This is a genomic window from Staphylococcus sp. HMSC062H10, from assembly GCF_001836945.1.
GTDB lineage: Bacteria > Bacillota > Bacilli > Staphylococcales > Staphylococcaceae > Staphylococcus > Staphylococcus aureus.
The window spans coordinates 1-18,165 of the sequence record NZ_KV830989.1 but is presented as its reverse complement, the minus strand read 5'-3'; the positions used below and the strand labels follow the sequence as shown (position 1 = coordinate 18,165).

Below are 18,165 nucleotides of genomic sequence, written 5' to 3'. Positions count from 1 at the left end.
CCTACAATCTGTCTTTTTGATTATGCACATTTATGTTTTTAGTTAAAATTTAACACTTTTATTATAGACTACTATTAGTTCTATTAAATGACCTTTATTATTTATGTAGAGTACTGCCAGCAATTAATGGTTTTTTATTTTGTAATAGCATTAAAATACGCGGAGACTACTTATCGATAAAGTGCTTCTCCGCATAATTAAGCGTTTTTAAAATTGTATAATTTGTGGTTGTTTGTGCATATGACGCTCATTATCTTTAAAATCCATATTCGGATAGTACATATTTTTAACAAGAACATTTGGTCCTAAACAACTAAACTCAGAACAATGACAATTTAATGATTTAGCAAGATCAGAGGATAACCATTTATCGAATACATCTGTTAATTTATCTTTTTGTATATTCGAAATTGTACCTGTTTCATCTCCGAAATCAGTTACAATTACATTACCTGTAAATACATTGACATTTAAACGACTACGTCCATCCGGATCATTTCTAGTCGTTACATTTTTAGCAGTTCTTAAACGTGATAGTAACTTTTGATCTTCATCATCTTTTAAGCATGGAAAAACAGGCAAAGTACCAAATAACATCCAAATATCTTCATCTCTGAAATCCAATATATCATGAATTGTCTTTTTCATTTCCGCTAGAGTTAACACATTTAATTGACTTGCAAAGTCAGCTGGATACATAGGGTGAATCTCGTGTCTGCTACATTTCATATCATGAACGACTTCTTGATGTATTTTTCGTAAATGAGGTAGCGTACTTTGATTGAGCATTGTTTCCGCAGATACAAACATTCCTTGTTCAGATAATGTACGTGCATTCGAAATCATTTGTTCATATAATTTTAACTTAGCTTTTAACGGTGGTTGCTTCTTCATTGCGCCAAAGCCAACATTTGCGAATTCATCAGTTGTTCCCCAGTTATGTGAGATATGCATAACATCGATATATTCAGCAATATCTAAATAACGATCTTGAGGCAATGTTAGGTTTGAATTCATTTGTGTATATATACCTCGATTATGTGCATACTTTAATAGAGGTTTAACAACATTTCTAATAGACTTTTTAGAAAACATTGGTTCGCCACCTGTAATTGACATCGTTCGCAGATTTGGAATTTCATCAAGTCTACGATAAATTAAGTCCATATCTAAAGGCTCGGGGTCGACAGTTTGTAAAGTATAACCAACTGCACAGTGGCTACAACGCATATTACAAAGATTTGTAGTTGTAAATTCGATGTTACTTAAAGTTAATTGGCCATGTTCTTTAACATCGTTATATGCTTCCCATGGATCATTGTGAATGCTAACAGGTTGCTTCAATTTGACGCTATTCATCGTCTTAAACTTCCTTCTTTCTATTTGGTTCATATCGGTATGATACCACTTCGTATTATCACTCGTAACAAATTATCTCTTAATTTTAGTTAATTGAAAAGGGGATTTTTAAAAGTCAAAATAATTTGAATGTCATAAATATAGCTAAGATTATATCGCTTTAACGCAATTTCTGTTAGGATAATAATGAAAAAGAAAACAAAATAAAAGGAGTTAACTTTTTATGAATGAACAGCAAACAATCGAACAGATAAAAGCGCGTTTAAATAAGTTTATTGAGGATATCGATCATGTAAATCCTGATGAAGTACGTGTTGAAGATATAGATGAATGGATTGGATTGTTAGATCAGCTTGAAGAAAAGGTTAAATTAGTATCTAAGTAAATACCACATAAGATGTGTCAGAGTTAGATATCGCGACAGTCGCTTAATATTTTTATATCTTGTATGTTTAATCACTGATTTACTTGTCTATAGTATTTATATCAATGATATATATATAGAAAGGTGATTTTCAATGACTAAAAAAGTAGCAATTATTCTAGCAAACGAATTTGAAGATATAGAATATTCAAGTCCTAAAGAGGCATTAGAGAATGCTGGCTTTAATACTGTAGTGATTGGAGATACTGCAAATAGTGAAGTTGTTGGTAAACACGGTGAAAAAGTTACTGTCGATGTAGGTATTGCAGAAGCTAAACCAGAAGATTATGATGCATTATTAATTCCTGGAGGATTTTCACCAGATCATTTACGTGGAGATACAGAAGGTCGATATGGCACATTTGCTAAATACTTTACTAAAAATGATGTACCAACATTTGCCATTTGTCATGGGCCACAAATACTAATAGATACAGACGATTTAAAAGGTCGTACGTTAACAGCAGTATTGAACGTGCGCAAAGATTTATCAAATGCAGGCGCACATGTAGTTGATGAGTCAGTAGTTGTAGACAACAATATTGTAACAAGTCGAGTACCAGACGATTTAGATGATTTTAATCGAGAAATTGTTAAACAATTACAATAGAAGTATTGTGGTTATCGATTGTTAAAATTTATATATTTTCGATTGAAATGAAATATGGATTTCAGTTTTAAAAAATGAATAACAAATAAAAGGTCATCTCTATTGGCATTTAGTAGGGATGGTCTTTTATTTTTTTAAAATATAACAATATTTGACATGATTAATATTTAAAATCACAATGATTTATCTATAATCTTTTCAAAAAACAAAAAAAGTAAGTATGATGGCGTATACGATTGTAAGCCCTTGGACTGATTTTCCCAAAAAGTGTAGCCTATTTGTGATAGTACTGGTAAACTCAAGGTATATACTAAGTGAGTTTTAAAAGAAGGAGCAAACGCATGAAAAGAAGCGATAGGTACTCAAACTCAAATGAACATTTTGAGCATATGAAACACGAACCTCACTATAATACGTATTATCAACCAGTTGGCAAACCGCCGAAAAAGAAAAAAAGTAAACGAATACTATTGAAAATATTATTAACCATTCTAATCATTATCGCATTGTTTATTGGTATCATGTATTTTTTATCTACACGCGATAATGTGGATGAACTAAGAAAAATTGAAAATAAAAGTAGTTTTGTGTCAGCTGATAACATGCCAGAGTATGTTAAAGGTGCCTTTATTTCAATGGAAGATGAACGATTCTACAATCATCATGGATTCGATTTGAAAGGTACAACTAGAGCTTTATTTTCAACGATTAGCGACAGAGATGTGCAAGGTGGAAGTACCATTACACAACAAGTTGTCAAAAATTATTTTTATGATAATGATCGTTCATTTACTAGAAAAGTAAAAGAATTATTTGTAGCTCATCGAGTTGAAAAACAATATAATAAGAACGAAATTTTAAGCTTTTATTTAAATAATATTTACTTTGGGGATAATCAATATACGCTTGAGGGAGCAGCAAACCATTACTTTGGAACAACCGTGAATAAAAATAGTACAACAATGTCTCACATTACAGTTTTACAAAGTGCTATTTTAGCTAGTAAAGTCAATGCACCTAGCGTATATAATATCAATAATATGTCTGAGAATTTTACGCAACGTGTAAGCACGAACTTAGAAAAAATGAAGCAACAAAATTATATCAATGAAACACAATATCAACAGGCTATGTCACAATTAAATCGTTAAATACTTGCATTCATGTGTAAGATACTTGGAACAATAATGTAGAAGGTTTAATTGAAATGTCATAATGATAAAGTTGAATTGTTTCTGCTTAATAAATTTTACAGATTTGCTTGTAATCACACTTTCATTTTAAAAGATGATAGTGTGATTTTTTGTTAGCATCGAAAAATATTTAAAGTTAAACATTTGCTATAGGAAGTGGCTTATTGAATAATAAAAGAGTATTGTATTAAAACTTGAGAAAGTAACGGGGTGATCCAGTGCCGAAGATTACTAAAATAGAAGTTCAAAAGAAAAACAAAGAACGTTTTAATCTTTTTTTAGACGAACAATTTGAAATGGGTATAGATATCGATACATTAGTCAAATTTAATTTAAAAAAAGGGCAACAACTTGAAGCTGCTGACATGGCAGAGATTCAAAAGTATGATCATTATCGCATAGGTTTAAATAAAGCAATCCAATATTTATCATATAAAAAGAGAACTGAAAAAGAAGTTTTACAATATTTACAAAAAGAAGAGATATCAGAGCAAGCGATTTCTGAAGTGATTGAATATTGTTATCGCGAAAAGTTAATCGACCATCAAGATTATGCAGAAAGTTTAAAAAATACAATGATTCGCACGACAGATAAAGGACCTAAAATTTATCAACAAAAACTATATCAACTTGGTATAGAACCAAATATCATTGAAATGTTTACAGAACTTTATAGAGAACAACAGGAACTTGATGATATTATCCAAATTGCTGAAAAAATATCTAAAACAAAAAAGGGGCCACAAAATAAGGTTAAAGAAAAAGTAATGCAATCTTTAATTCAAAAAGGGTTTGAAATGGAAACCATTCATGCTGTATTGAATGAAATGGATTTTACACAAGATGAAGCGGTTTTAGACGATTTATTACAACGAGATTTAGAAAAAATTTATAATAAAAATCGAAAGAAGTACACGCAACAAAAATTAATTTCAAAAACTATCGAAGGCCTTATGAGAAAAGGATATAAATATGATAAAATTAAAGCTAAATTAGAAGAAAGTGGTATTGCCGATGGAACAGAAGAAATTGAGTGAGATGTCTGAGCCAGAATTAAGACACGAAATACAACTTTATAAAGAGAAAATGAGAAAAGCTGAGATGAATGGTATTTTAAATGAATATGACGTTTATCAAAGTAAAGTAATTGTTGCCGAAAGTTACTTAGTAGACAGAAAAAAGATAGAAATTGGTAAAATTTATAAACTGACTGATGGCAGTAATCAATATTTTAAAGTAGAAAGATTAAAAGGTATTTTTGCGTGGGGGTTTAGATTTAATAGGGATGAACCCGAAGAAGGCTTACCTATAGCGTTATTACAATTATAGAAGGATGAAAATAGATGGGAAGTTCAATTGTTTTAAAGTTACTAAAAGTAACACACTACTATAGGAATAAACAGAATAAAAAATGGTATTTACCTTTTGGATATGATGCTGAAGATATCGATTTAAACAATATTAGTTTACATATTTATCAAGGAGAAGCATTAGGTATAATTGGTGAACCTGAATCTTCCAAAGCGATGGTAGGTCAATTGTTGGCAGGTGCAATTAAACCCGATAAAGGTAAAGTAGTTTGTACTGAAGATTTGTTCTACGGATATATTGAAGATCAATCGTTAATTCATCAAACTGTTGAAGCTTACACAGCGCAGTTAGTTCAACTATTTCCATATGAAATTAATGATCATAAAGCTGAACAGATTATTCAATATGCACATTTAGGCGATTATAAAACGAAGCCGGTTAACCATATTTCGAAAGCGGCATACGCTCAATTACTATTAAGTATTGCACGCTCATCAAAATCAAATATTATTATTTTAAATCATGTTATTGACTATTTAACGCCACAATTTATTGAACGTGCGATTGAATTAACAAATGATTATATTGAAAATAATTTAACGATTGTGTCAATTGGTGATGATATTGATAAAATTTCACAAGTGAGTAACTATATAGCTTGGTTTTCACATGGTCAATTAAGAATGGAAGGGTCACTTAAACAAGTTATTCCATCTTTTAAAGAACATGAACGTGATCGATTAAGTTTAAACTCAAAAGAAGAAATTGAAAACTTTGATTTAGATTGGAAAAAGAATCGTACAAGAATACCGGAGATGACCTATAATTTCAAACGTGTTGAGCGCTATAATCATGCAAAACCACCTAAGTTTTTAGTGCGTTTTTGGACTTTAGCCTCAGGTACTATTTTAGGCTTAGCATTGATGATGTTGCTCATTTTCAATAATATTGGAATTATTTCGATAACAGATTTTACGAATCGTGCTACGATGCAAAATGAAAATAAAGATCCATATGGCGAAAAGTTAGCTTATGGAATTGCTTTTAATGGCAGTGTGGATATGCAAGGGGATAAACAAGTCACAATTCCAAAATATAGTGTAGTTACAATTACTGGCGAAAATAGTAAAAATTATCGTGTTACCGCCGATAATAAGACTTACTATATTAGTAAAGATAAATTAGAATATTTTAACCCGGCAGGTTTATATCAAACGCATAGTTTTAAAAAATTAGCGCCATATATGAAATCAAATTATAGTAATTACTATGCATACTTTAACAGTCAATTACATAAAAAGCATAGTTCAGTTATTAAAACTTTAGTTCCTGATGATGATAACCGTTTCGTTGCATCCGTTACACAACAACCGATACAATTACTTTTCAATGATAATAATCAGTTATACGGTTTTGTTTATCCAATCGTAGATAAAAAAGAATTAAAAGATAAGTTTAATATTAACAATAACATTTGGATTACTAAAGTTGGGAATGGATATTGTATTGCCAATTTGAAAGAAGACAAATGGATTTATATTGAATTGTAGGTGTAAAGATGCTAGATAATATTATTTTATATTTTAAAAACTTACCGCATACTAAAAGGTATGTAACAGAACGTTTAAAACAAAGTTGGAAAAGTTTTCTAATCGTATTAGCTGCATGTTTAATACTTATTATTGCAAGTGAAACGCTATTTTCCTTTAGTCATTTGACCGATGTTAAAGAGGTGCGATGGTTATTTAGACTTATTGCATTGATTGTTTTTGCGGTATTGATGTTCACAATTTATATCTCTTATCATCATTATATGAATGACTTTTTAGTTACTAAGTTATTTAATATTTCCGCAGCGACGCCAGTAGTTATTATGTCTATTTTAAGTTTTATTATGCTAGTCATTTTGACGATGATTAGTGCATTGGTTAAACCAGTAAACTTCGAAACATCATATATAGCGCTATTCTATTTTATTGTGATGGCAACTATTTTTGTAGGATTAATATCAGTTACTTTTGGTCTTATTCGACTGTTAACTGAAAAAATAAATATCATATTTTATGGGATTTGTGTATTGTGTTTCTTAGTGTTACCAATTATTTTCATACCAAATCCAAATCATGTATTTATCAATCACATCCTAATGCTGAATCCAATGTATTACATTGTTAATGGTATAGCACAATCTATCATATTTGGTATATCGAGTATGGAAAACATTCCATATCATTTTTACTTTATTTTATTCTTATGTTTAATAGCTGCAGTAAATTTCGTATTAGCAAGGTATACGACACACGCAATTTATAATAAAACATCTAAAGTGACACAAACTGATAATCAACAAGATGTTTCAAAAGATAGTACAGACGAGGCGGATACTTCTTCATGATGTTTAGCTGACTTGTTGTGTAAATTAATCCGTGAGAATCAGAAACAATTAGAATATAATCTAGATATTGTTTTCCTATACTGATTTTGATATTTCGAGTCATTAAAGGTAGTTTGTTAGCGACAATATAAATTTTAGGTTTTGTAAAAGCATTTATAGTTTTACATTAAAAAACCGGACAGAATAAAAATCGCTTTGATTTTCATTCTGCCCGGTTGTTCATTTTTTATAGATTAACTTTAGTGAATAATAAATTGAAATTATTTAGCATACAGTTTACGTTGTAACTTATCTTCTGTAAATACCCAGCCAATATAAGAGTGGTCTATGACATTATCGTTTGTTACATGTGCAATTGCCACAAATGAATAATGATTATTTTTTAAATAACGCAAATCAATCAAACGAATTTCAGTAGAACCATCTGCTAACGTTGTTGTTTGCCAACGATAGATTGATGAAAAGTTTAAAAAAGTACGTATATCTTTATTACCTTTGACTTTCCATAAAATGGAGTCTGTTGATAATTTTTGACGTTCCACTTTATCACTAAACACCACATTCCTACCATATGCTTTTCCAACATAGTCATGTGCATCAGTTTGTATCGCGACACGCCATTCCATAAATTTTATTGTTGGCGCAACAAATACTTTAACAGGGTGATGCTCTTGTTGAATTGCTTTTAAAGCTTGTTGCTTAATTACGGCTCTCATTTTAAAACGAATCATGTAATAAATGATTAGTAAAGCGATTATAGGAAAGAAGACTGCAAATGGATGCAAGCCTATAACCCATAATACAATACCAATACAAAGAACTGTGAAAATAATAGGGTCAAATGTGTTAATCACACTTAATTGAATCCATTTGTTTGTGATAGGTCTAAGTGCTTGTGTACCATAAGAATTGAATATATCTACAAAGACATGTAAAAATACTGCGAGCTGAGCCCACATCCATACATGAAATGGGTTGGTTCCACTAAAGAACGTGAATATTAAAAATGTAATTAAAATTGGCCATAGTATTGTGAAAGGGATGGAATGCGTGATACCTCTATGATGCGAAATATATGTTGCATTGTCCTTTAATTTAAGAACAGTATCCCCATCAGGAATTAATGAACCAACGATAAGGGTTGTAGCTGTTGCACCAAACGTAGAAGCCATTGCTGGATCTTGAGTTGCAAGTGCTGTAAGGCCCACCCCAATTGCGATATGTGTTGCAGTATCCATATCAGTTCACTCATTTCATAATATTATATATTCTATTATAATCCAATTTCGCAAATAACTAAATTAACTTACATACTAATCATGATTTTAATGTACAATAAAAACATTATGAGTAAAGATAATTAATTTTGGTGAGGAAAGGGTTTTATAAATGTATCAGCAGTCTAGTTTTAAAGAAAATTTGATACACTGGTTTGATGAAAATCAAAGAGAAATGCCATGGAGACAAACGACCAATCCGTACTATATTTGGTTAAGTGAAGTCATGTTACAACAGACACAAGTTAAAACAGTTATTGACTATTATCATCGTTTTGTTGAACGATTTCCAACTGTGGAAGTTTTGAGTCAAGCTTCGGAAGATGAAGTGTTAAAGTACTGGGAAGGCTTAGGATATTATAGTAGAGCTCGAAATTTTCATACGGCAATTAAAGAAGTTCATGATAAATATGAAGGCATAGTTCCCAAAGATCCTGATCAATTTAAAGCGTTAAAAGGGGTTGGCCCATACACACAAGCTGCAGTAATGAGCATTGCATATAATGTACCACTAGCAACTGTAGACGGAAATGTTTTTCGAGTATGGTCTAGATTGAATGATGACTATCGAGATATTAAATTACAATCGACGAGGAAATCGTATGAACAAGAATTATTACCATATGTTACTACAGAAGCTGGAACGTTTAATCAAGCTATGATGGAATTAGGGGCATTAATTTGTACACCGAAAAATCCATTATGCCTATTTTGTCCAGTTCAAGAAAACTGTGAGGCATTTGATAAAGGGACATTTGAAAAGTTACCTGTTAAATCTAAAAATGTAAGTAAAAAAGTAATTGAGCAATCCGTCTTTTTAATTAGAAATAATCAAGGTCAATATCTGTTGCAAAAGCGTAGCGAAAAATTATTGCATGGTATGTGGCAATTTCCTATGTTTGAAAGTGAGCATGCTAGACGTGAAATGACTGAAAAAATCGGTCATGACATTCAACCAGTAGAAACACCTATTTTTGAGTTGAAGCATCAATTTACTCATTTAACATGGAAGATAAAGGTATACGCCGTTTCAGGAACAATTAACATTGAAACATTACCAGATGACATGATTTGGTTTGATTTAAGTGATCGAGATCAATATACATTCCCTGTACCTATGTCAAAGATTTATCAATTTATAAATGGGTAACATTCGATGATTGATAAGATTATCGGAAAATATAGTGACATTAATTTTAAAAATGTATAAATGATACCTTTAAATCTCATAGAATAACAATGTCAAAAAGTTAAAGTGTTGATTTATAAAAGTGATGATTTTATATACTTTAAATGGGACATGTAAATCTCTGTTGTAGTACTTAGCAATATTACCGAGTTTAATCATTAAGTAGTAAAATCTTATTTCGTAAAAATATGTATTTATATAATACTATTTCTGAAATATGCTATAATTTATAATGGTTAAATTAACAGAAGGTGGTGTGGAGTATGGTCAGAGAATCCATACCTAAAGAAGGGGAAAACATTAAAATTCAGAGTTATAAACATGATGGTAAGATTCATCGCGTTTGGTCTGAAACAACAATATTAAAGGGTACTGATCATGTTGTCATTGGTGGCAATGATCATACGTTAGTAACTGAAAGTGACGGAAGAACTTGGATAACACGTGAACCGGCAATTGTTTACTTTCACTCAGAATATTGGTTTAATGTTATCTGCATGTTTAGAGAAGATGGAATTTATTACTATTGCAATTTGTCATCACCATTTGTTTGTGATGAAGAAGCATTAAAATATATAGACTATGATTTAGATATTAAAGTATATCCAAACGGAAAGTATCATTTATTAGATGAAGATGAATATGAGCAACATATGAATCAAATGAATTATCCGCATGATATTGATATTATTTTAAGACGCAACGTGGACATTCTTCAACAATGGATAGAACAGAAGAAGGGCCCATTCGCGCCAGATTTTATCAAAGTTTGGAAAGACCGTTACAAAAAAATTAGACAATATTAAGCAAATAAAGTGTAAATACTGATTAAATCATTTATATTGACTTAGTGATGTAAAGAAGTATGATAATTTTTGCTGTCGTGTGGGGACACAGTATCCATAGATTAAATTGAATAGAATATAACATACGAATAAGACAACGTATTTAATCACGTGAATATGACAGAGGTTGAGATATCTTAATTTTAAAATGTAAATTGTAAGAAGAATTTACATCCACAAATTATGTATCCAACCTCTATTCATTTTTATACTTATGAATAAGATAGGGCAATAGATTAGGGGGGATTGTATGATTAAACGATATTTGCAATTTGTTAAGCCATACAAATATCGTATTTTTGCAACGATTATTGTTGGGATAATTAAGTTTGGTATACCAATGCTTATACCACTTTTAATTAAATATGCAATAGATGGCGTGATTAATAACCACGCACTAACGACTGATGAAAAAGTTCATCATTTAACTATTGCCATTGGTATCGCATTATTTATTTTTGTAATAGTGAGACCACCAATTGAATTTATACGTCAATATTTGGCGCAATGGACAAGTAATAAAATATTGTATGATATACGTAAAAAGTTATACAACCATTTACAAGCTTTAAGTGCGAGATTTTATGCTAATAATCAAGTAGGTCAAGTAATATCTAGAGTGATTAATGATGTTGAACAAACAAAAGATTTCATTTTAACCGGGTTAATGAATATTTGGTTAGATTGTATAACAATTATTATTGCACTATCCATAATGTTCTTTTTAGATGTGAAATTGACTTTAGCAGCACTGTTTATCTTCCCATTTTACATTTTAACGGTGTACGTTTTCTTTGGAAGATTAAGAAAATTGACGCGTGAAAGATTTCAAGCATTAGCTGAGGTTCAAGGATTCTTGCATGAACGTGTTCAAGGTATTTCAGTCGTTAAAAGTTTTGCGATTGAAGACAATGAAGCGAAAAACTTTGATAAAAAGAACACTAATTTCTTAACACGTGCGTTGAAACATACAAGATGGAATGCCTATTCCTTTGCCGCAATTAATACAGTTACAGATATTGGACCAATAATTGTCATCGGTGTTGGTGCATATCTTGCAATTTCTGGATCAATCACAGTAGGTACACTTGCAGCATTTGTTGGATACTTGGAGTTATTGTTCGGGCCTTTACGTCGTTTAGTCGCATCATTTACAACTTTAACGCAAAGTTTTGCTTCAATGGACCGTGTATTCCAATTAATTGACGAAGATTATGACATTAAAAATGGTGTTGGTGCTCAACCTATTGAAATTAAACAAGGTCGTATCGATATTGATCATGTTAGTTTTCAATATAACGATAACGAAGCTCCAATTTTAAAAGATATTAATTTGAGTATTGAAAAAGGAGAAACAGTTGCTTTCGTAGGTATGAGTGGTGGTGGTAAATCAACATTAATTAACTTAATACCGAGATTTTACGATGTAACTTCTGGGCAAATTTTAATAGATGGTCACAACATTAAAGATTTTTTAGCGGGAAGTTTAAGAAATCAAATAGGATTGGTGCAACAGGATAATATTTTATTCTCTGATACAGTTAAGGAAAATATTTTACTTGGTCGTCCAACAGCAACAGATGAAGAAGTAGTTGAAGCGGCGAAAATGGCTAATGCACATGACTTTATCATGAACTTGCCACAGGGATATGACACTGAAGTAGGTGAACGAGGTGTTAAATTATCAGGTGGTCAAAAACAAAGATTATCGATTGCTAGAATATTTTTAAATAATCCGCCAATTCTTATCCTGGATGAAGCAACAAGTGCACTTGATTTAGAAAGTGAATCCATTATTCAAGAAGCATTAGATGTGTTGAGTAAAGATCGAACGACACTTATCGTTGCGCATCGCTTGTCCACTATTACACATGCTGACAAAATTGTCGTAATTGAAAATGGACATATTGTTGAAACAGGTACGCATCGTGAATTGATTGCAAAACAAGGTGCTTACGAGTATTTATATAGCATTCAAAACTTATAAAGTATTAGTTGTTTGACTTCAGTACAATTTTGTAGGAAAGATTTGTAACAGGATGGTGGGGTCATAACATAGAAAAAGCAGTAAGAGATTTTCTTAATTGAAAATAATCTTACTGCTTTTTTAAATTTAATTTCGAGATTCAATATTACTTTATCTCATTGTGGTATTAATTACAGGAATTGTTTTAATGTTATAAATCAAAGTCTTCTTCAACAATTTCAATGTCTGCATCAGATCTATGATATGTGAAAAAGCTAATTCTTATGCGGTCTAAATGCTCTAAATGGTGTCGATACTCTTCGATGGCTGCAACAATTTGCATAACATTGGCAAACGAATATTCCGTTTGATAAGGATGATTTATTAACTCATGCTGAAATGTAGACAATAAATCTTTTTTCTGCGGATTATCTAACTCATAATCAACATGTGTCACATTATAACGTGCTTTTTTAGAAAGGCTAGCTAAAATTTGCTCGTGAAAAGCAGTTAATGAATCTAAATCTAATTTGATTTGTAATAGGAAATTATTATTAAGTAAATATAAGTCGTTTTGATAACGCGACAATTTGTTTAATACTTCATAAGCTTGTCTAGTCGTCTGAACTACTTCTCTGAAAAGTATTTTCTTTCTATTCTGTTGGTGAATATGTTTTTTTGTAATAGGACGTTCTTCGCTATAGTAATCATAAATTTTCTCTAACTTTTCGACACGTTGTTTTAAATTATGACTATCTTGTTTAATATTATTAAACTCCGTCGTATCATTTAATACTAATTTAAACCACATAAAAATATCTGAGGATATATTTAATGAATTATAGTAAATTTTCGTTTCAAATTTAGGTGGTAGAAACACAAAGTTAACTAGAGATGAACTTATGACACCAATCATTACAAGTACAAACCTGTAAAAGGCGGTAATATAGAAAGAACCGGTATGTTGTCCCATAATGATTAATGCTGTTACACTCGCCAAAGTAGCAACATGTGCTAAATTAAATTTAAATAAAATAGCAATAAGTACTATGACGGTAACACCCATAATGATAAAATTATCACTAAAAATTGTTACCATTGTAACAGAAAGTATGGCACCTATAACGTTACCCAATGCTTGATCAGAAACTGTTTTAAATGAACGATAAATACTAGGTTGCATTGCAACAACAGCACTGACACCAGCTAAGGCTTTCAGACCAACATCATCCGGTAGTAAAGAAGCGATAGACATAGCTAAAATAATGGCTATACCAGTTTTAAAAATCCGAGCTCCTAGTCTCAAAAATAATGACGCCCCTTTTAAATTTATTGAATATCTAATATTCGTATTCATTACTGTTATACACTTACTAGTTACAAAATTCAAGCTTATTTATAGTTGTTAAAATAAATCATACATAATACTGATAGTGATGTAAAACTTTAGTCAGAGATTAAAAGAGTCTTAATTTGTAAAATAAAAACTCACATAGTGACATATCAAGTTAAACGTTAATAGTTAACGTTATAAAATGAATCTACTATGTGAGCATTTGTTTTATTTTAATTCAATTAAAAATATACTTCCTTAAAAGTTATTTCATTTGACTAAAAGCATAGTCTGCAGCTTTTAAAGTTTGTTTAATATCTTCTTCTGTATGTTCAGTTGTTAAGAACCAAGCTTCAAACTTAGAAGGTGCTAAATTGATACCTTGATTTAACATTAATTTGAAAAATTTACCGAACGCTTCGCCGTCAGAATGTTCAACTTGATCATAATGTGTGACTTTTTCATCTGTAAAGTACAATGTTAAAGATCCGTAAATACGATTAATTGTAGCTGTGATATTATGTTTTTCGATTAATTTAAGTAAACCTTCTTCTAGTTGTTGGCCTAAGCTGTCTAATTTTTCATAAACACCGTCTTGTTCTAGTACTTCGAGTAATGCAATACCTGCTTTCATAGATAACGGGTTACCAGCCATTGTACCAGCTTGATATGCAGGACCTAGAGGTGCTACTTGTTCCATAATATCTTGACGTCCACCATAGCCTCCAATTGGTAAACCACCACCAACAATTTTACCAAATGCAGTTAAATCAGGGATAACACCTAATAAATCTTGAGCGGCACCGTAATGAAAACGGAATGCAGTAATTACTTCATCATAAATCACTAGTGTCCCGTTGTTATGTGAAATTTCATTAACCTCTTCTAAAAATCCAGGTTGAGGCATTACCATTCCAAAGTTACCAACAATTGGTTCTACTAATACGGCGGCAATTTCATCACCCCAAAATTCAATTGCTTCTTTATATGCGTTAATATCATTGAAAGGAACAGTAATGACTTCACGTGCGACGCTTTCTGGAACACCAGCTGAATCTGGAGAACCGAGCTGAGATGGGCCGCTACCTGCTGCAACCAATACTAAATCAGAATGGCCATGATAAGATCCAGCAAATTTTATAATTTTATTTCTTTTAGTATATGCACGTGCAACACGAATTGTTGTCATGACTGCTTCTGTTCCAGAATTTACAAAGCGAATTTTCTCAAGAGATGGAATTGCATCACGTAATTTTTTGCTGAATTCAATTTCTAGTTCAGTCGGCGTACCAAATAAAACACCTTTAGCAGCTTGTTCTTGAATTGCTTTAGTAATATGAGGATGTGCATGCCCCGTAATAATTGGGCCGTATGCTTGAAGGTAATCAATAAATCTATTGCCATCGACATCATATAAATATGCACCATGTCCTTCTTTCATAACAACAGGTGCACCGCCTCCTACAGCTTTATAAGAACGAGAAGGGGAATTGACACCGCCTAGAATATATTCGTTTGAAAGTTGTTGTAAACGTTCACTTTCACTAAAATTCATTTATATCAACCTCTTTTAATTTAATATTTTCATCTAATATCGTATCATAAAATTATTATAATGAAGAAAAAGGTGATTATATGTTGCAAAAAGGAGAACAATTTCCAATATTTAAATTAGAAAATCAAGACGGAACTGTCATTACAAATGATACATTAAAAGGTAAAAAGGCGATTATTTATTTTTATCCTAGAGATAATACACCTACTTGTACCACAGAAGCTTGTGACTTTAGAGACAATTTAGAAATGTTCAATGATTTAGATGTTGCAGTATATGGTATAAGCGGTGATTCAAAGAAAAAACACCAAAATTTTATTGAAAAATACGGATTGAATTTCGATTTATTAGTAGATGAAGATTTTAAATTAGCTAAAGAAACTGGCGTATATCAGTTAAAAAAATCATTTGGCAAAGAAAGTATGGGCATTGTAAGAACGACTTTTATAATAGATGAACAAGGTAAAGTATTAGATGTTATCGAGAAGGTTAAAGTTAAAACACAAATAGAAGAACTTAAAAACATTTTGGGGTGACATATATGAAAGTTGTTGGGTTGAATCGTATGCGTGAAGTTGAAACTGAATTACAACAACGCTTTTCAGATGTAGATTTTAAATTTTATAAAAAAGCATCAGAAATACCTGAGAGCGACTTGGCTAATTTAGATATATTAGTTGGTTATGATGGCGGTATCAATGAGGTATTTTTACGACGTTGTCCAAATTTAAAATGGATCGCATGGTTTGCAACGGGTGTAAATATATTACCGTTAGATTATATTGCAGATCACGGCATACTTTTAACTAATGGAAAAGGTGTTCAAGCTAAACAATTATCTGAATACATTTTGGCTTTCATTTTAGATGATTATAAAAAGATGAAACTATCATATGATAACCAACGACAACATATATATGATTCGAAAATAACTGGTAAACGCCTGTCAGGACAAACAGTTTTATTTTTAGGTACAGGTGCAATTGCTACTAGAACTGCGAAGTTAGCAAAGGCTTTTAATATGAATTTAATTGGTCTGAGTAAGTCAGGTCAGAACAAAGATGAGTTTGATGATATATATACCATCGAATCACTTGAAAGCACATTACCAAATGCTGACATTGTTATAAATACTTTACCAGAAACGCAAGAAACGATTCATTTACTAAAGAAAAAACATTTTGAATTAATGAAAGATGAAGCACTTTTTATAAATATAGGACGAGGTACCATAGTTAAAGAAGCGCTCTTAATAGAAGTATTAAAAAGTAGAGTTATTCGACATGCATATTTAGATGTGTTTGAAAATGAACCTTTGAAACCTAATCATGAATTATATGAATTGGATAATGTAACTATAACAGCGCATATAACTGGTAATGATTATGAAGCAAAGTATGACTTATTAGATATTTTTAAAAACAATCTAGTTAATTTTCTCAATAAGAATAGTCTAATTGAGAATGAAGTTGATGCTAAAAAAGGCTATTAAATGAAATCGACATGTAAATATTGACACGCGCGCAATACAACAGTTATATTTATAGTAAGTAATAATAATTATTATATAAGAAAGATGGTGATTTAGATGAGTGTTGAAATAGAATCAATTGAACATGAACTAGAAGAATCAATTGCATCATTGCGACAAGCAGGCGTAAGAATTACACCTCAAAGACAAGCAATATTACGTTATTTAATTTCTTCACATACTCATCCAACAGCTGATGAAATTTATCAAGCACTTTCACCTGATTTTCCAAATATAAGTGTTGCGACAATATATAATAATTTAAGAGTGTTTAAAGATATTGGAATTGTAAAAGAATTAACATATGGAGACTCATCAAGTCGATTCGACTTTAATACACATAATCATTATCATATTATATGTGAACAATGTGGTAAGATCGTTGATTTTCAATATCCACAGTTAAATGAAATTGAAAGATTAGCTCAGCATATGACTGACTTTGACGTAACACATCATCGAATGGAAATTTATGGAGTTTGTAAAGAATGCCAAGATAAATAATTTAACTTTGGTAGTATGACAAATTAAAAAGGCGTTAGCTTACTTCATATATAGTAAGCGTAATATTTTAGAAGTTAAACGACATGAAGGTTGTTTAACTTCTTTTTTATGCTTATTCTGAAAAATATTTAAATAGAAGAAAAGAACATTCTAACTACGGAAGTGGTATTAACTAATAACTAGTAACCTTTATAAATAAACATAAAAATATACAAACAAAGATCTACTTAAATAACTATCCATAAATTGAGGGTATGTTTGTTTGTAAAACTGAAGCAAAAAGCGTAAGGAATTACACTTTAAATACATATAGTACTTACGAATAGAAAATAATCCCTTCAACAGTAATTTTTAAACAAAAATAAGTGTTGTTTTATGTTGACTCTACTAGAATAACTTGATATTATATAAAAGTCGTCAAACGGCACTAATATTTAAAAATCAAATGTTTTAAGTTGTTGATTTAAAATTTTAATAAAGTGTAAATTTGACTATTGAAATTCGAACAAATACATAATAAAATAATATTTGTTGAATTAATTGAGTTAGGAAATTTATTTTTTAGAAATAAAATAATTAAAAATAATTCTTGACTTACAAAAACTTACAAGTTATAATTAAATCTTGTAAGTGACAAACGAACATTGAAAACTGAATGACAATATGTCAACGT

Annotated in this window: 17 protein-coding genes and 1 pseudogene; 14 read left to right on the top strand and 4 right to left on the bottom strand. The window is 30.7% G+C overall.

Features of this window, described 5'->3' with window-relative positions:
• Positions 1-207: 207 nt before the first annotated feature.
• Positions 208-1,359, bottom strand: a complete 1,152-nt coding sequence (gene yfkAB, locus HMPREF2658_RS10070) for a radical SAM/CxCxxxxC motif protein YfkAB (RefSeq protein WP_001089602.1) — start codon at positions 1,357-1,359, stop codon at positions 208-210.
• 223 nt (positions 1,360-1,582) lie between these two features.
• Here yfkAB and HMPREF2658_RS10065 point away from each other — a divergent pair, with 223 nt between their 5' ends.
• From HMPREF2658_RS10065 to HMPREF2658_RS10035, 7 genes are all read left to right on the top strand, one after another.
• A complete protein-coding gene (locus HMPREF2658_RS10065) occupies positions 1,583-1,744 on the top strand; it encodes an SE1561 family protein (RefSeq protein ID WP_001005407.1) in 162 nt (53 codons plus the stop codon).
• Between the two features lie 133 nt (positions 1,745-1,877).
• The gene (locus HMPREF2658_RS10060; RefSeq protein ID WP_000163283.1) at positions 1,878-2,393 is read left to right on the top strand and encodes a type 1 glutamine amidotransferase domain-containing protein; all 516 of its coding nucleotides are present in this window, start codon (positions 1,878-1,880) and stop codon (positions 2,391-2,393) included.
• A gap of 341 nt (positions 2,394-2,734) precedes the next feature.
• Positions 2,735-3,544: a monofunctional peptidoglycan glycosyltransferase SgtB gene (gene sgtB, locus HMPREF2658_RS10055; RefSeq protein ID WP_000830380.1), complete on the top strand. Its 810-nt coding sequence runs from the start codon at positions 2,735-2,737 to the stop codon at positions 3,542-3,544.
• Between the two features lie 260 nt (positions 3,545-3,804).
• Positions 3,805-4,623 carry a recombination regulator RecX gene (recX, locus tag HMPREF2658_RS10050; protein ID WP_001124427.1) on the top strand — a complete coding sequence of 273 codons (819 nt, stop codon included), beginning with the start codon at positions 3,805-3,807 and terminating at the stop codon, positions 4,621-4,623.
• Positions 4,601-4,915, top strand: coding sequence for a YfhH family protein (locus HMPREF2658_RS10045; RefSeq protein ID WP_054194644.1), 315 nt, complete (start codon positions 4,601-4,603; stop codon positions 4,913-4,915). Before recX ends, HMPREF2658_RS10045 begins: the two co-directional genes overlap by 23 nt.
• Before the next feature lie 14 nt (positions 4,916-4,929).
• Positions 4,930-6,447, top strand: a complete 1,518-nt coding sequence (locus HMPREF2658_RS10040) for an ABC transporter ATP-binding protein (protein WP_000535840.1) — start codon at positions 4,930-4,932, stop codon at positions 6,445-6,447.
• Positions 6,448-6,455: 8 nt separating this feature from the next.
• Entirely contained in the window at positions 6,456-7,292 is an 837-nt protein-coding gene (locus tag HMPREF2658_RS10035) for a hypothetical protein (RefSeq protein WP_000886472.1), read from the top strand.
• A gap of 260 nt (positions 7,293-7,552) precedes the next feature.
• Here the strand turns inward: HMPREF2658_RS10035 and HMPREF2658_RS10025 are convergent, their stop codons facing one another.
• Positions 7,553-8,530, bottom strand: coding sequence for a metal-dependent hydrolase (locus HMPREF2658_RS10025; protein WP_000379095.1), 978 nt, complete (start codon positions 8,528-8,530; stop codon positions 7,553-7,555).
• Positions 8,531-8,681: 151 nt separating this feature from the next.
• Here HMPREF2658_RS10025 and mutY point away from each other — a divergent pair, with 151 nt between their 5' ends.
• The 4 genes and pseudogenes from mutY to HMPREF2658_RS10005 all read left to right on the top strand — a co-directional run bounded on the left by mutY (position 8,682) and on the right by HMPREF2658_RS10005 (position 12,691).
• Positions 8,682-9,719 (top strand): A/G-specific adenine glycosylase, encoded by a 1,038-nt coding sequence (gene mutY / locus HMPREF2658_RS10020; RefSeq protein WP_000284741.1) that lies wholly within the window; start codon positions 8,682-8,684, stop codon positions 9,717-9,719.
• A 302-nt stretch (positions 9,720-10,021) separates the two neighbouring features.
• Entirely contained in the window at positions 10,022-10,564 is a 543-nt protein-coding gene (locus tag HMPREF2658_RS10015; protein ID WP_000251252.1) for a nucleoside tri-diphosphate phosphatase, read from the top strand.
• 289 nt (positions 10,565-10,853) lie between these two features.
• Positions 10,854-12,590, top strand: a complete 1,737-nt coding sequence (locus HMPREF2658_RS10010) for an SAV1866 family putative multidrug efflux ABC transporter (protein ID WP_070854391.1) — start codon at positions 10,854-10,856, stop codon at positions 12,588-12,590.
• Between the two features lie 8 nt (positions 12,591-12,598).
• Positions 12,599-12,691 (top strand): annotated as a pseudogene (locus HMPREF2658_RS10005) (hypothetical protein).
• Positions 12,692-12,780: 89 nt separating this feature from the next.
• Here the strand turns inward: HMPREF2658_RS10005 and HMPREF2658_RS10000 are convergent.
• Together HMPREF2658_RS10000 and HMPREF2658_RS09995 are read right to left on the bottom strand one after the other, a co-directional pair.
• Positions 12,781-13,875, bottom strand: coding sequence for an FUSC family protein (locus HMPREF2658_RS10000; protein WP_001796444.1), 1,095 nt, complete (start codon positions 13,873-13,875; stop codon positions 12,781-12,783).
• 292 nt (positions 13,876-14,167) lie between these two features.
• Complete coding sequence (locus tag HMPREF2658_RS09995) at positions 14,168-15,457, bottom strand: glutamate-1-semialdehyde 2,1-aminomutase (RefSeq protein WP_001011611.1); 1,290 nt, start codon at positions 15,455-15,457, stop codon at positions 14,168-14,170.
• 80 nt (positions 15,458-15,537) lie between these two features.
• On the opposite strand from HMPREF2658_RS09995, the gene HMPREF2658_RS09990 reads away from it, so the two are divergent.
• From HMPREF2658_RS09990 to perR, 3 genes are all read left to right on the top strand, one after another.
• A complete protein-coding gene (locus HMPREF2658_RS09990) occupies positions 15,538-15,993 on the top strand; it encodes a peroxiredoxin (protein WP_000939524.1) in 456 nt (151 codons plus the stop codon).
• Between the two features lie 5 nt (positions 15,994-15,998).
• Positions 15,999-16,949, top strand: coding sequence for a phosphoglycerate dehydrogenase (locus HMPREF2658_RS09985; RefSeq protein ID WP_000869466.1), 951 nt, complete (start codon positions 15,999-16,001; stop codon positions 16,947-16,949).
• A 96-nt stretch (positions 16,950-17,045) separates the two neighbouring features.
• The gene (gene perR / locus HMPREF2658_RS09980; RefSeq protein WP_000110011.1) at positions 17,046-17,492 is read left to right on the top strand and encodes a peroxide-responsive transcriptional repressor PerR; all 447 of its coding nucleotides are present in this window, start codon (positions 17,046-17,048) and stop codon (positions 17,490-17,492) included.
• The last annotated feature ends 673 nt before the right edge of the window (positions 17,493-18,165 follow it).

Bases quoted from the DNA above. Each gene is read 5' to 3' on its own strand.
- yfkAB (WP_001089602.1), bottom strand. From the start codon at position 1,359: ATGAATAGCGTCAAATTGAAGCAACCTGTTAGCATTCACAATGATCCA.
- HMPREF2658_RS10065 (WP_001005407.1), top strand. From the start codon at position 1,583: ATGAATGAACAGCAAACAATCGAACAGATAAAAGCGCGTTTAAATAAG.
- HMPREF2658_RS10060 (WP_000163283.1), top strand. From the start codon at position 1,878: ATGACTAAAAAAGTAGCAATTATTCTAGCAAACGAATTTGAAGATATA.
- sgtB (WP_000830380.1), top strand. From the start codon at position 2,735: ATGAAAAGAAGCGATAGGTACTCAAACTCAAATGAACATTTTGAGCAT.
- HMPREF2658_RS10045 (WP_054194644.1), top strand. From the start codon at position 4,601: ATGGAACAGAAGAAATTGAGTGAGATGTCTGAGCCAGAATTAAGACAC.
- HMPREF2658_RS10040 (WP_000535840.1), top strand. From the start codon at position 4,930: ATGGGAAGTTCAATTGTTTTAAAGTTACTAAAAGTAACACACTACTAT.
- HMPREF2658_RS10035 (WP_000886472.1), top strand. From the start codon at position 6,456: ATGCTAGATAATATTATTTTATATTTTAAAAACTTACCGCATACTAAA.
- HMPREF2658_RS10025 (WP_000379095.1), bottom strand. From the start codon at position 8,530: ATGGATACTGCAACACATATCGCAATTGGGGTGGGCCTTACAGCACTT.
- mutY (WP_000284741.1), top strand. From the start codon at position 8,682: ATGTATCAGCAGTCTAGTTTTAAAGAAAATTTGATACACTGGTTTGAT.
- HMPREF2658_RS10015 (WP_000251252.1), top strand. From the start codon at position 10,022: ATGGTCAGAGAATCCATACCTAAAGAAGGGGAAAACATTAAAATTCAG.
- HMPREF2658_RS10010 (WP_070854391.1), top strand. From the start codon at position 10,854: ATGATTAAACGATATTTGCAATTTGTTAAGCCATACAAATATCGTATT.
- HMPREF2658_RS09995 (WP_001011611.1), bottom strand. From the start codon at position 15,457: ATGAATTTTAGTGAAAGTGAACGTTTACAACAACTTTCAAACGAATAT.
- HMPREF2658_RS09990 (WP_000939524.1), top strand. From the start codon at position 15,538: ATGTTGCAAAAAGGAGAACAATTTCCAATATTTAAATTAGAAAATCAA.
- HMPREF2658_RS09985 (WP_000869466.1), top strand. From the start codon at position 15,999: ATGAAAGTTGTTGGGTTGAATCGTATGCGTGAAGTTGAAACTGAATTA.
- perR (WP_000110011.1), top strand. From the start codon at position 17,046: ATGAGTGTTGAAATAGAATCAATTGAACATGAACTAGAAGAATCAATT.